The following is a 13,833-nucleotide window of genomic DNA, read 5'->3' on the forward strand; positions in this document are numbered from 1 at the left end:
GGTTGTGTCAAGCGTTAGAAGGTGTCAAACAAGGGTTTAAGGGCGGCCTCTAAGGTCAGTTGAAGATCGCGAACCTTGGTTTGGGCAAGTTGTACGGCACTTTTCTGCTGAAAGATAGCAGTGGTGAATGATCCTGGAATGGCCTCGATTGCGGCAATGGCCTCGGCGATTTGTTGTTTGATTTTAGCATCTAATGCTGCATCACGGGTTTTTACCAAATCGGATAAACTGATACCGGCAGCTACATTGTTCAAACCACCATTATAGATATGGGATACGCTCCGGATATTGTCTGCAAAGTCTGCTTTAGAATTGGCGCTAAACCGACTCTCTTCCAGTGTTACATCGGCATTCGTAAGAGGGTCATTTATTTTTCCATTGGCCACTTCATCGGTAATCGTAATTAGACCATCAATAAATTCTTGCAAGGCCGATTTTTGCGAGAGGTAAACCGTATTGCCATTTTTTCCCGCTTCCCGGACGGTTTGACCGAAGTTTTCTCCGGCTGGTTGCCAAGCATGGTATAATTGGGCGGTTGCTCCTTTTAAACTTTCGGCGCAAGCACGTAGGTATTCAAACTGGCGGTTATTAAAATCACTAATGGCCTTGTTTCCAGAGGTACCAAATAGCAAAAATTCGATCGTATGAAACCCTTTTAAGGTGCCTTCCAAGCCGTCAATATAGGATTTGGTTAATGTATTTGGGCTGGCTAATACAGCATTAAGGTCCACTTCGTTCACGGGCCAAGAATCAATCGAGGGGTCAATTCCTTGTTGATCTACGGGGCCAAATAAAAAGCCTTCTGATTGCTCCCAAGGACGTCTGGCTTCTCGCCATGCACTCCGTGCTACTTCGAGGGCTGCAATCGTCCGGTTGTTTTCGAGTGCAGTGAGCGCTGCGACCAAAGTTGCTGTTTTGTCATCCAGATCTTTGTACGTTCGGATAATGACGTTGTTGACCGTGTTTTCCAAGACCGCAGTATAGTCTTTTTGATCGTCTAAGGTGGTGTCGTCACAAGCAGTAAATAAGCCCAGAACAATGAAAAGTAACAATGTTTTTTTCATGAGGTGTTTTTAGTTAAGGTGGAGACCGAAGCCCATCGAAAAGGTGTTTTGATACCGTTGCGTGGGAATGCCCAGTTTTTGGCGTGCAAATTGGGCTTTGAAAACAAGCCATGGGTGGGGGATTAGGTTCAGTCCCATCGTCCAAGTACTACGCTCCCATCTTGGGTTATTGAACACACTCCCCTGTGTGGCAAAGTGCGTGTCTATGTAGTCGTATCGTCCAAATACAGATAATTTGTCTTTCGGTAGGGTAGGAATAAGTTGGTCTGGACGAAGGGCAAGTTCGGCGCTGGCGCCAAGGGCTTGTTTTCCAACGGGGGTGCGTTTTACATTCAGGTTATTAGATAAATTGCGATTGGCGTTGCTGACTTGTTCTGAATTCTGTAATTGGCCCAACAAGCCAATGGCCTGAAACATCAGGGGCTTGGTATCCATAACCAGATGGGCTTCTAATAAGGTAAGGTAGGCATCCACTTGAAGGTCTGGTTTTGGACGGTTATTCCGGGTATTGCCGATATATCCGGCGATGCCCACAAATTGATGCTTATCCCACCGGTAGTCTATCCGAGCCACGCCAGCCCAGTCGTTTGCATTTACGGACTCGAAGCGCTTTTGATTGCCACGTTTGATAAAATTTGCAGCGTTAAAGGCGGAGCCATCAAGCCCGTTAACCAAACCCGCTTGAACCTCCCATTTTTTTCTCAGATGTGCTTTCGCAACCACGCCATATTCACTCCAGTGCGTCGGTAAAAGGGTGTTTTCCATCTCTGAAAGATGTGTGGTGCGGTATTCGGTGGGTTCGTCGAAGAAGGTCATGAGGCCAAAAGGTACTTTCACCCTTCCAAATTGCAAGTTGAATGCGGGATTAGGGGAAAAGCGTAGATGAAATTGTTCGAACCAAATTTCACCCCCTTTTTCTACTTCATATTCAAACTCCCCAAACTCCTCCAAAGGATCAAATTCCAACGTAACACCTGTGCCGCCATGTTCTATCTCAAGTTCGGTGTGTAGAGTCCAGTTGGGATCTGCACGGAAAGAGGCTTCCAAAACCGCCCGCTCAAATTGAATGTCATTGCGTTTATTGGGTAAAATTTGCCAGTTGTACACATTGTAGTGCATAACCCCATAGGCAGATGCGGTAAATCGGTCTTTTATCCGGTTTCCGCTTTCTTGGGCTAAGGCTACTTGGGTGAGCACGGTCAATACGAAAAACAATTTGGCAATTCTCATATGTTTATTTAGACTAATTCTAATTTAGAATTTCAATCTAATTCTTCTTGCGCACTATGTGCAAGTTTTTCATTTGAAGGTTAGGTCAAAAGAAACAGCATAGGGAAATGCCGTCGGTTGCTTTTGGGCAAGATTACCCACCCAAACACCATAAAGCAGGGTGTTTTTTGGTGGGGAGAATGAGGGTGGAGGGGTAAGCAAAAGGAGACGTATAACGAAATGGCCTATGTCTCACTTTCATCACGCCATTGCCGAAGCCGCCACGGCAGGGTTGTGCTTCTACGAGAGAGCAGGAAATTTATCCGCCCGCTCCCTCGGAAAACCTCCCCAGCTCCTAACGAAATGGTCAGGTTGAAGGAACGGATAATTTGTGCTGTTTTATGGTCGGGAGCCACCTCTTGTACCACAATTTGGTTCCAATCTAACCGAATCAGATCTGCACGCTGAAACATTTGGCGCGTGGACTCAATTTCTTGTGCATATCCCCATTGGCGGTCTATTCCGGCCTCGAAATCTCGGTAAATAAATGTAAACGAAGAGTCTATGAGGGGTTGATAAATGGACATATCCCGCAATTCATATCCATTTTTGAAATTAGTGAAAAAGCCATCTATGGTCGTTGGGTCGCCTAATAGGTGCTGATATGGGTTCCCTTCTTCGAGGGCTGGCGCAAACGGATTACATCCGCCAAAAACAAAAGCGGTTGTGAATGATCCTAAGATTAAAATGGAACAGTAGGTACGGTTCATAGCGGTATTATTTTACAAAAGCGGCTTTTAGATCGCTCCATGAAGGCGTACTTCCTGTTCCCTGATCGGCCCAACGTTCTATCTGCCAGAGTCCGTTTGTCTGTTGTACCATGTTCCAGACCAATTTTCCGTTTGCCTCTATGGGAATGCCCTCGTTTGATCGGCTGTGTTGCATACGCAGGATATAGGTAGCTTGGAAGGAGATATGTCGGTTGTCCAGAATCACTTGCGAGGTCTCGATCAGCTGGAGGTTGTGGCCCGTAAATGGGGCTGAGGCGGTTGCTAAGCGGGCAAAATAAGTTTCTTCTTCGTTTGAACCCCATTTGGTCCAGAGTACAGGATCGCGGTTTTCAGCAGTAATGCTCGGTTGGAAAACAAGGTCAACCGCCAACGATTTGGCATAATGTTGTACATTTCGTTCGGCAATGGCATTTTTTAGGTTTTCCACTACACGGTCTGGGGTATCCGGCTGAAGCCATGAACCCCCAGTCCCAATAGGACTTTCCGGTATTCGTGGCGCAAAAATGTCGCACCCAGCCCATATGAGTGCCATGAACAAGGCCACCATTACCCCATAATCGCGTGAAATCTTGCTATTCATATACAAACGTTCCCGTTAAATACGTTTTGGCATATCCAGACATGCGCACCCGATCGCCCTCTAAGGTACACCAAAGGGTACCGCTCCGTTTAGAAAGCTGTTGTGCCATAAAGTTGGTTTTCCCCAACTTGTTTGCCCAGAAAGGAACCAAGACACAATGCGCTGATCCCGTAACCGGATCTTCATTGATGCCAGCCTTTGGCGCAAAAAACCGCGAAACAAAATCAACATCATTTCCCGGCGCTGTTACGATGATGCCCAGTGCCTCCACCGAGGCCAAAGCGGTAAAATCGGGGGAGAGCGCACGGATACAGGCTTCATCGGGTGCCTCTGCCAAAAGGTAATGTTTGGCCATACCCGTAAAAATCGGTTGTATGCCCAAACCATCAATTAGGGCTTGGGTCGGGCGAATTTTGGACAGGGCTTCTGCGGGCAAGTTTAGTTCTATGCGGCCTTCTTTTTGGGTAACTGTTAAAGGGCCGCTGGCTGAATGGAAAACAAGTTCTTGGTTTGTGATGCCCAAATGATCAAACAAGACGTGTGCGGTCGCAAGGGTGGCGTGGCCACAAAGAGGAACCTCTAATTCGGGGGTGAACCAACGCAAGTGGTAGGTTCCATCCGGATTTTGTACAAAAAAGGCGGTCTCGGCCAAGTTGTTCTCGGCGGCAATGGCCAACATTACGGTATCGGGAAGCCATTTGGATAAAGGCACGACGGCAGCCGGATTGCCACCAAAAAGTTGGTTGCTAAACGCATCTACTTGGTATATCGGAAGCATAGGAGGTGTTTTGGGGTGAAGAAAGAAGAATATACAACGTAATGACCGGACATGTTTTCATGGTGTACAAGAAGAAATTGTTTGAGATGCACTAGAATAAGTGTATTTTACCATCCCACCCTAAGTAACTGTTTCATATAGACATTATACACATGAAGTTGCTTTCTTGGGCCTGCCGAATTTCCGGTGGATTGTTGGTACTGGCCACCATCCCACATGCTACTGCAGGGCTTTCTGCGCAATTTGATGCCATTGCTAAGGGCTATGTTACGGGGGAAGCCCGTGATGACCTGATCCTAATTTGGGTCTTTAGCAGCACGACGATGTTTCTCATGGGGGCATGGCTGCTGTTCTTGGGTACACAAATCAAAAAAGAAAACAGTGTATCCAACTGGATTCAAGCCCTATTGGTAAGTCTGGGTCTTGTCGGATTTGGTCTTTGGGGGGGATTTTATAGTGTAAATGGACAAGGAATGTTCGGATTTGCTGTGATGGGGCTATTGGTACTGATCCCGCTGCTGATTCATCCTCCGGGACAAGATTGAACCAAAATGCTGAACCCAGATTTCCATGAGGATATAGACAGAAACCGGGGTTCAGTGTCGTTTTCTCGGTGCAGAACCAAGTAGGTGCAAAATGGTCACCGTAAAGACCAACAAGGTAGGTCGAGTGGGCCTCACCTGATGACCGCTCATGTATCCAGTGATTTCGTCAGAAGCACTTCGCGCAGGGCGGATAGGGTTGGCGAGAGGGTATAGTGGGTAAATGTTCGAGATTTAAGCAACTCAAGCGTTTCTGCCCTTGGCGGCTCCACCTGCAAGGCTGCGCCCACGACCTCCGGAAATTTGGCCGGATGTGCGGTAGAGAGGACCACAATCGGGGTATGGTCGCTTGTTTCTTGGCGATAGCGGTGTACAGCCTCCAGCCCAACAGCGGTATGTGGACACGCCATGTATCCTGTTTCGTGATATATCCGTTGCATGGTGGCAGTGGTTTCGGCATCGCTTATGCTGGTTCCCCACAACCGGTCGTTGAGTCCTTGAGGGGTGAAAAGTGATTGTAACCGCTCAAAATTACTCGGGACGCCCACATCCATTGCATTAGATAATGTTCGTACAGAAGGCTTATAGTCGGCTTCATGGGTTTCCAAATAGGTTGGGAAAAAGTTGTTGGCATTGTGCGCTACAACAAACTGATTCACCGGAAGGCCACCTTCGCAAGCAAAAAGACCGCCCGTTAGGTTGCCCAAATTACCACTGGGTACACAAAAATTGATGACGGGCTTATCCATTTGTAGATAAGCCCAAATGTAGTATAACGACTGTGGCAACAAGCGCCCAATGTTGATGGAATTGGCCGAGGAAAGAGGCAAGTGCGCCAATGCTGGGTCCATAAAGGCTTCTTTTACCATGCGCTGGCAATCATCAAAGGTTCCTTCTACGGCAAATGACCGCACACCGGGTCGGGAAACCGCCAATTGCATTTCCTGTACAGGGCTGACCTGGCCTTTTGGATACAATAAAACCACCTCAATGCCCTCTAAGCCAGAGAAACCATCTGCAACGGCGCTCCCTGTGTCTCCCGAAGTGGCCACCAAAATGGTGAGTTTACGGTCTTGTTTTGAAAGAAAATAGGCCATCAACCGGGCCATGGTTCTGGCGCCAAAATCTTTAAAAGACAAGGTAGGTCCGTGGGTTAATTCCAGAACGGCTACCTGCGCACCGAGGTAGGGCGAGTCTGGTAGTTTTACGATGGGAACAGGAAAGTTAAGGGCCTCTTTCACCAAAGGCGCCAAGGCTGCTTCTGGGAGTTCGTCGCCTAGCCAGTTGCGGAGAACCAACAGCCCCAAATCGTCGAAGGCCGTTTGATCGCGCCAACCCGCAGGTAAATCAGGGATGGTTTCGGGGACAAAGAGGCCGCCATCTTCCGATAGGCCCTGAAGAAGCGCTTCTGAAAAGCGAAATGAGCGGGTATCGGTCCGGGTACTCTTGAAAGTTATGGGGTTCATAAAACGTTGGCTTCGGATATAAAACTGAAAAATAGCAATAATCGTTTATATTATGCCTCGTCCGATTGGGTATTTCACGACCTTTTGACCCATGCACCAAGTGTATGTGGCTAAATAGAAGAAAAATATTGATCATGTCTTTAAGATACAGAACAGAAACGCCTTCTTTGTATCGTCGGATGCTGGACGATGCGTTGTGGTTGGGGCGCCCCGAAGAACGAATTCATGCATGGGGAAAGGCCAATATGGATGCCTACCAAGCGGCATTTGAGGAAGCCAGAAGGGCGCATCGAAGGCCACCAAGCGTAGTGGCGTATGTGATGCGTTGTCTGGGAAAGGTGCTGGAGGGACAAAAACATCTTTTGGCGGCCTCTTATGGAAACAAGTGGTTGATTCCGGAAAAGGTGGATATTGCATTGGTTATGGAAGCAAAGATGCCGGATAATACCTGGTTACCTTGGTATTGGGTCTTTGAACGAATGGAGGAAAAAAGTGCACGGGTTATAGAAGATGAGTTAATTAGTGCCGCTAAAAAATTGCGTAAAAAGCCTGTAAAAATGCCGCCCGGAACACATGCCTTTTTGGCTTTACCACAGACTTTTAGGCGAATACTGCATAAGATATTTAGACCATTTTTTCGTAGGCGTTTTGCAGAAATGCAAACTAAAATAGGCATTACGTCGCTCACCCATGTGAGCAAACGAGATGGATACGGGCAGTCTCCAAGTTTATTTACTTTACAGGTGGTGATTGGGGTGTTACATAAACAGGATGGAAAATGGCAAATAAATATCAGTTTTTCCGCCAATCATCGTATTGTGGATGGGATTGCTTTTACGAAGCTCATGGAGTCTTTGGGAGATGAATTGGAAAGCGGACGTTGTTTAACAGAATTCTTGCCAAGCGATCAAAATAAATAAATCAAGGTGAAATATAATAAAACGTATTACAGGCATTCATTATATCCTAATACAAAGGTGAAAAGCCCTGATTAATACGCTTGAAAATCAGGAATAAGCCGAGACCCTTACATGGATATCGGGGTGTGCTGCCAATGTAATCATTGCTTTGGGTTTAGGGTTTTTATGATTGGCATCCTCCACACGGTATGCTTTAATTACCCGCGCCACAATCATTTTTATTTCCAACAAAGCAAGGCGCTTCCCGATACAAGTATGGGGACCTGCACCAAACGGAATATAAGCGCCCATTACGTCTGGAAGGTTACGGTTAAGAAACCGAGTAGGGTCAAATTTTTCAGGATCGGGCCAATAGGACGGAAGGCGTTGCAGGGTGTACGGTGTAATGACGATGCTGGCCTTTTTGGGGATATCATAACCTACAATGTTTACCTTCTCGAGTGGGGAGCGTAAAGAAACCCATGCAACTGGATAGAGCCTCAGCACTTCTTGAATGGTGGCTTCAAGGTAAGGTAGCGATGCTTGTGCCAATGTAGCCGCATCTGCATCAGGCGGGAGGGTGTATAATTCAGAACGAATGTTTTCCTGAATGTCGGGATGTTTAGACAGGAGATACCAAAGCCAACTCAGGGTGTGTCCCGTGGTATCAAATCCGGCAAGAAACAACGTGATTACCTCATCCTCCAACTGTCGTTCAGACATTTTCCCTTCTTCTTGGGCACGGACAAGTTGGGAAAACAGATCTACGTGGTTGTTAGGGTGGTTTTTTAATAAATCTATTTTTCGGGTAGTGATAAGGTCTCTAACATAGTGTTGAATGGTTGCTTTAGCTTCGTCATAGGCCTTTTTTTGCTTAGAAACAAGGAAGTCATATAAGGCCTTTCCTGTTTTTTTACCGAAAATAGCGCCTAATCCATTCCCGACGGCCTCCCACAGAGAGATGGAAATTATGGTGTGTTGGATGGTCGCTAATGAATGATGTAGGACCTGGGCTTCAGGATGATGATGAATGTCGAATAAGGCTGCGAGAATGTTGTTCTGGGCCAAGATGAGCATGTCTTGGGTTATGTTCCGTTTTATTTGGCTGTCTGTCTTCAAGGACTGTTCCCATTCGCCCAGATAACGCATAATTTGAATATCCATCGCATGGGCATATGGTGCAATCGCATGAGACCGGAAAGCGGGCTGTACCAGTTGGCGTTGGTTTCGCCATTGCTCGCCATTGCTGGTTAATAGCCCATTCCCTAAAAAATCTCGTAGGTTATTGATCGCACTCCCTCGATAAAATTTCTTGGCCTCTGCCACCAAAATTTGATTGACTGCCTCCGGATGGTTGATGAGAAAAACCGGAAGGATTCCTGCACCAAGGCTGATGATCGGCTCCCCTTGCTGTGCCATTTCTACGATATAGGCCAAAGGGGATCGCAGGATCGTAGGCAAACGACGGATGGTAAACCAGAATGGAAAAGACTTGGGACGCATCGTAGCGGTGTTTAAAATGGATAGTTAGCCTTCGTAATAAACTTCGTATCGCGAGCCCTCTGGTTCTTTTCGGACTTCAATCCGTGCTGGAAAGGCATTCTTAAGCTCGTCTAAGTGTGTGATAATAATAATCTTCTCAAAGTCTTGTCGGATGGTTTGGATGGCTTCAATCATTTGTTGAATGCCTTGTTGGTCTTGGGTGCCAAACCCCTCGTCTATCACCAACGTGCGAATCCGCACGCCGGCACGCTCGGCCAGAAGTTGAGAAAGGGCAATCCGGAGGGCAAAGTCAATGCGGAATGCTTCGCCGCCCGAAAACGTTTCGTAGGGGCGGGGTTGGGCGAGTTCATCATTGATAATAATGTCTAAGGTGGATTTGCTTCCGCCGGACTTCATGTTCTTGACCGTTTCTAACCGAATGCTCATCCGCCCGTCGGTTAATCGGGAGAGTAAATCATTTGCACGGTCTTGTAATGTTGGCAGGGTTTCTTCGATGATGATTGCAGGAATGCCTTCCGGCCCAAATGCCTTGGAGAGGTGCGTAAAGAGTTCGCGCTGGCGGATGGTTTCCCTGTTTTGGGTTTTGATGCGCTGTAATTCATCGCGATCCTTTTCCCCCATGTCAATCCTGGACTCCAGACGCCCCAGTTGTTCGCGGCTTGCATCCAAACCTTGTTGGGCTTGGGCGATAGAATCCGCCACCTCGGCCCGTTTGCCCTCTAAGGAAGGCCGTACTGAGGTGGCTTCTCTCAACTGGTGAAGGCGTTGGCTTGCGGCCTCCTGTTGTTCTGATAGCGTCGCTTCCTGAGCAAAAAGGTCTTTCTGCTCTTCGGCATAACGGTTGGCGTTGATGATCGCATTCAAAAGGTTGGTGAATTGTTGCGGCACGTTTTTTAGTCGGCCTAGTGCCAGTCTGACCTCCTGATGCCGGGCACGGTCGTACCCCACTTCGGCCAGTTTTTGTCGGATTGTGGCCTTTTTGGCTTCCAATTCTTGTGTAATAACGCCCGTTGCGAGATCACTTCTGAGCCGTTGTCTTTGGTGTTCGGCATGTTGAATTTTGATACGCAGGGATTCGGCCTTGCCACGTGCGGCTTCTATCGTTCGCTTTTCACGTTCTAATAGATCTTTTCGCGCAGCCAACTGGGCGAGTTGCGAGAAGGTCGTTTCGTTGAAAGCCAATTGCTGAAGGGATTCAGTAAGTTGTTGTTTTTCCACATCCAGCAATTTAATTCCTGCCCGTTTTTGAATATTCTGTTCGGTATCCGATAGTGATTTTTGTAGCACCAGAAAACGTTCTTCCGCTTGTTCTACACGCATAAAAGTGGCTTGTGCTGTTGCTAAACGCGAGCTGGAATCGGCCATTTGGTCACAAATTGTTTCTAATACTTTGTATTTTTGGCTTGTTTCCTGAATAAGTCGTCTTTTTTCGGTATAAAGTGCATCTTGCCGGATCTTTCGTTGTGCGGCTTCGGCTTCTTGTTCGGTGTATAGCCCTCGCATATGGTTACGGTGGGCCTCGGTGAGTTTGGTGCCACAAGTAGGACATGTTTCCGATGTGGCCTCTTCAACCAAGAACCTGTTTTGGCGAATTTGTTCAATCTCTTCTTCTATTTGTTGGGATTTGGCCTTTTCTACTTGCATTTCTGCCTTCTGAACTTGACCTATGGTACGAAGCTCATGGAGTGCCTCGGTGTGTTGGAGAAATAACTGGTGCGATTCTTGTGCCTGTGTTAAGGCGATAAACAAAGATTCTTTGCGGAGCAAGACGTCCGCTAAGTCTTTCATTTCATTTGTTATGCGGGTCTTTTCGGCCTGGAGACCCCGTTCTTTTAACGTGATTTCCTGAGAAACCCTTGCGAGGGCCTCGGTCAGGGATTGCACTTTTTCCTTCACCCCCTTCATCGCCTCCCATTCGGTGGCGGCTTTCAGGGATTCGTTGAGTGCCCGGAGGACTTCCGGTTCGCGAAGAATGCGGGCCTCTTCTTCGTTAAGTTGGGTGGTATAATGGAGAAAGGCTTGTTTAAGGCTGGCCAATTCTTGTTCGGTTGTGGCAATGCGTTTTTGGATTTCTTGTTCAATACGGCTCAGTTGATCCTCAAAACTTCGGGCCAGTTCGCTTTTGTGTTGTAGGGCATCTTGTTCGGCAGACAAACCCAGGAAAAGTTCGTTTTCGGCCCGGATACGGGCTTCTTCTTGCATCAGACCTGCCGCTTCGGTGATTAAACGGTCAAGGGTGGCGCATCGGTCTTGTGTAAAGGCGGTTTGTTCTAAGAGTTGTGCAAGATGTCTTTCCTCGGCACGAATTTCTTGTACCTTCAGGTCTAATGAAGCGAGTTCATGTAATATCAGAAGTTCTTGTGATTTAAGTACTTGTAAGTCATTTTCCTGTGTATGTAGGGCCTGTTTTGCCTGATCACGCGCTACAATCCAGTGGGGTAAGTCGCGGGTTTGTTCTTCCAATTGCCGTAGCCGCATTTCGGCCACTTCTAAGGCATTTCGGGCTTCTTTGGCCTTTTCCAATGCCTTCTCCCGAAGTTGTTCGTAGCGCTGTAGGTTTAGAATATCTGCCAGAATGCGTTTGCGCTCTGTGGGGGCCTGTTTGGTGAATTGATCCGACCGGCCCTGTAACAGGAAAGAGGCGTTAATAAAGGTTTCGTACGTAAGACCCAGATGCTGATTCAACACGCTCTGGGTGTCCTTGATCCGTGCACCAGTCTGGGTGACAAATGCTTCCCGTGTGGGATCATATACCTGAAACTCTAGATTCGATTTTTGTGTTTTTCTAGATCCTGATTTGCCAAAATAGCGTTTTACCCGAAATCGCGTACCCTCTAGATCAAATACAAAAGTGACACTCATTTCCGACGCGCCACTTCGCATAAGTTGTTCATCCGGCTTTACAGTTCCTTGGCTTTTTCGGCCTTCTCCCCACAATGCCCACGTAATGGCATCTAACAAGGCGGACTTACCTTGGCCGTTCCCACCAGAAAGGCAGGCAACATCAAATCCTTCGAAGTTAAGCGGCTCTTCAGGTCTTCGATAGCTCAAGAAGTTTTCTAAAGACAAAGAAACGGGTATCACAAAGTGCCTCCGAGCATGTAGCCAACACCATCTTCCCAATTTAGATAAACCAAATCGGACTTATTTGTTGATACTGGCTTCAAATTTATTGGTGATGCCCTCTGCCTGTGGCCAGACCATCCCAACATACTTTAACATTTTTTTTGAAAAGTTGGTGGTATCGGCATAAAGCGAGGATCGGTCGCGGGTGTTTTTACTTGGAATGTCTATGCTCGATGAGATAATCAGGATCATACTGGCCAGAAAAAACCCCTTGAGCGCACCAACCACCATCCCCACCAATTGGTTGACCAATGAAATGGAACCACTCACCACATCTTCCAAAAAATCCAACACTTTCCGATATCCCCATACGGCAATAACAATAATGATTGCAAAGGACAACAGCGAAGCCAGCATGACGCTAAAACCAAGCAACTTCACAAATACGACTTCTCCTAGTTGACGCATCAAAAAAATGGCACCAAAAAAAGTGACCACCCAATACACCAAAGGAATGATGGTCTTTACCGCCCCTTTTGTATAACCTTTATAACCTTGGTAGATGCAAAAAAGTAGGATGGCAATGTCGAGAATGTTGAGATGAATCATTTTTTGTGGGTTTTGGGATCATGATTCTGATGGTACAAGATAGGGAAATGACGTATTAAATGCTATTAGGTTGCGATTGGAATTTGGCTAAAAAAGAAAGGGCCTGTTGTCCGCTGTCGAACAATAGACCCACTTTTCCCATAATGGGAACCCCAATTGCTTTTGATAAAGGTGTTGCTCTTTGCTCCTTATCCCGTCTGCCCACCCTCAGTACGAATGGGCACATACGACCCTCTGCTCAGTTCAAAAACCCCGCTCTTGGTGCCAGAAACAGGCTTACGGTCTTCGGCCAGTGGCAGGGAGTCGCCAATGGGAGGAATGGCAACACCGCGAGACGCATTTAGACGGGCTAAAAACTCTTTGCTAAAGGCCCAATAGGCACGGGCACCAGCACTGGAGCCGTCGTATTCTAACACACTGCGGCCCGACTCTGGCGCCTCGGCCAAGCGCACATTCATCTTGATCTCGGTCTCGAATACTTCCTCGCCATAACTGTCTTCAAGGCGTTGTAAAATCTTTCGGGCATGATTCGAGCGGGTATCTACCATAGTACGCAAAATGCCCAATCGTTTGGTTTGAATGTGGTACTTGGCCCGCCAAGTTTCTAATTCTTTAAAGAAGGTCTTCATTGCTTCAAACGCTAGTGCATTCGGAGAAAGGGGAACCACATAGGCATCTGCCGCCATAAAAGCATTGAGCATCACCAGTGAAAGTGCGGGCGGACAATCCAATAAAATGAAATCATAACTGCCCCGAACATGATCAAGTACTTTCTGTAATAAAAACACATGATTCCGCGCATTGGCAATATAGGCGTCAAATTTGGCAAGATCCACATGGGCGGGCAATACCGTCAGGCCAGGTATCGAGGTGCTACGAATTGCGCGCCCAAAGGGTGCATAATTCATCATCACATCCAGAACTGAAGGGGTCTGCTGGCGCCTTCCGATTCCCAGAGAAAGCGAAGCAGAGGCCTGACTGTCTAAATCTACCAATAAAACGCGGTAGCGGATGGCCAGCGCAGCAGCCAGATTAACGGCTGTCGTGGTCTTTCCGACTCCTCCCTTCAGGTTGGCTATGGCCACAATGGTTGCACCAGCATGCTGTCGGACATAAAGAGGACCATCTGCAAAAGTGGATGCAAGAGGCGTGTTTTTGTTCATGGGGCACAGGTCTGGTAAAGGTAGTAGGTAATGTTGTGATTAACACGACCTCAATATTTATACCAATCTCGTGTAATGTGGATAATAATTTCATGTTGATATTGAAATAGATCACCGTTTTTGGCGGATATTGGAGAAAGGAAGAGGGGTGTAGGGGATTTGC

Annotated in this window: 12 protein-coding genes; 2 read left to right on the top strand and 10 right to left on the bottom strand. The window is 47.3% G+C overall.

Going from position 1 to position 13,833, the window contains the following annotated elements:
* Positions 1-14: 14 nt before the first annotated feature.
* The 5 genes from JNN12_00755 to JNN12_00775 all read right to left on the bottom strand — a co-directional run bounded on the left by JNN12_00755 (position 15) and on the right by JNN12_00775 (position 4,422).
* Positions 15-1,064, bottom strand: a complete 1,050-nt coding sequence (locus JNN12_00755; GenBank protein ID MBL7976838.1) for a hypothetical protein — start codon at positions 1,062-1,064, stop codon at positions 15-17.
* A gap of 9 nt (positions 1,065-1,073) precedes the next feature.
* Positions 1,074-2,294 carry a hypothetical protein gene (locus JNN12_00760; protein MBL7976839.1) on the bottom strand — a complete coding sequence of 407 codons (1,221 nt, stop codon included), beginning with the start codon at positions 2,292-2,294 and terminating at the stop codon, positions 1,074-1,076.
* A gap of 224 nt (positions 2,295-2,518) precedes the next feature.
* A complete protein-coding gene (locus JNN12_00765; protein MBL7976840.1) occupies positions 2,519-3,022 on the bottom strand; it encodes a hypothetical protein in 504 nt (167 codons plus the stop codon).
* A gap of 28 nt (positions 3,023-3,050) precedes the next feature.
* A complete protein-coding gene (locus JNN12_00770) occupies positions 3,051-3,644 on the bottom strand; it encodes a hypothetical protein (protein MBL7976841.1) in 594 nt (197 codons plus the stop codon).
* Positions 3,637-4,422 (bottom strand): PhzF family phenazine biosynthesis protein, encoded by a 786-nt coding sequence (locus JNN12_00775; protein ID MBL7976842.1) that lies wholly within the window; start codon positions 4,420-4,422, stop codon positions 3,637-3,639. Before JNN12_00775 ends, JNN12_00770 begins: the two co-directional genes overlap by 8 nt.
* Positions 4,423-4,574: 152 nt before the next feature.
* On the opposite strand from JNN12_00775, the gene JNN12_00780 reads away from it, so the two are divergent.
* A complete protein-coding gene (locus JNN12_00780; GenBank protein ID MBL7976843.1) occupies positions 4,575-4,967 on the top strand; it encodes a hypothetical protein in 393 nt (130 codons plus the stop codon).
* A 146-nt stretch (positions 4,968-5,113) separates the two neighbouring features.
* Here the strand turns inward: JNN12_00780 and thrC are convergent, their stop codons facing one another.
* Positions 5,114-6,430: a threonine synthase gene (thrC, locus tag JNN12_00785; GenBank protein MBL7976844.1), complete on the bottom strand. Its 1,317-nt coding sequence runs from the start codon at positions 6,428-6,430 to the stop codon at positions 5,114-5,116.
* Between the two features lie 134 nt (positions 6,431-6,564).
* Here thrC and JNN12_00790 point away from each other — a divergent pair, with 134 nt between their 5' ends.
* On the top strand, positions 6,565-7,350 hold the full coding sequence (locus tag JNN12_00790; protein MBL7976845.1) for a hypothetical protein: 786 nt from the start codon (positions 6,565-6,567) through the stop codon (positions 7,348-7,350).
* Between the two features lie 87 nt (positions 7,351-7,437).
* Here JNN12_00790 and JNN12_00795 read toward each other — a convergent pair whose 3' ends face one another.
* The 4 genes from JNN12_00795 to JNN12_00810 all read right to left on the bottom strand — a co-directional run bounded on the left by JNN12_00795 (position 7,438) and on the right by JNN12_00810 (position 13,670).
* Complete coding sequence (locus JNN12_00795) at positions 7,438-8,832, bottom strand: cytochrome P450 (GenBank protein MBL7976846.1); 1,395 nt, start codon at positions 8,830-8,832, stop codon at positions 7,438-7,440.
* Between the two features lie 24 nt (positions 8,833-8,856).
* Positions 8,857-11,883: an SMC family ATPase gene (locus JNN12_00800; protein ID MBL7976847.1), complete on the bottom strand. Its 3,027-nt coding sequence runs from the start codon at positions 11,881-11,883 to the stop codon at positions 8,857-8,859.
* A gap of 93 nt (positions 11,884-11,976) precedes the next feature.
* Positions 11,977-12,507: a CvpA family protein gene (locus JNN12_00805; protein MBL7976848.1), complete on the bottom strand. Its 531-nt coding sequence runs from the start codon at positions 12,505-12,507 to the stop codon at positions 11,977-11,979.
* Between the two features lie 188 nt (positions 12,508-12,695).
* Complete coding sequence (locus tag JNN12_00810) at positions 12,696-13,670, bottom strand: ParA family protein (GenBank protein ID MBL7976849.1); 975 nt, start codon at positions 13,668-13,670, stop codon at positions 12,696-12,698.
* Positions 13,671-13,833 lie beyond the last annotated feature (163 nt).

Source organism: Bacteroidetes Order II. bacterium (genome assembly GCA_016788705.1).
Lineage (GTDB): Bacteria > Bacteroidota > Rhodothermia > Rhodothermales > UBA2364 > UBA2364.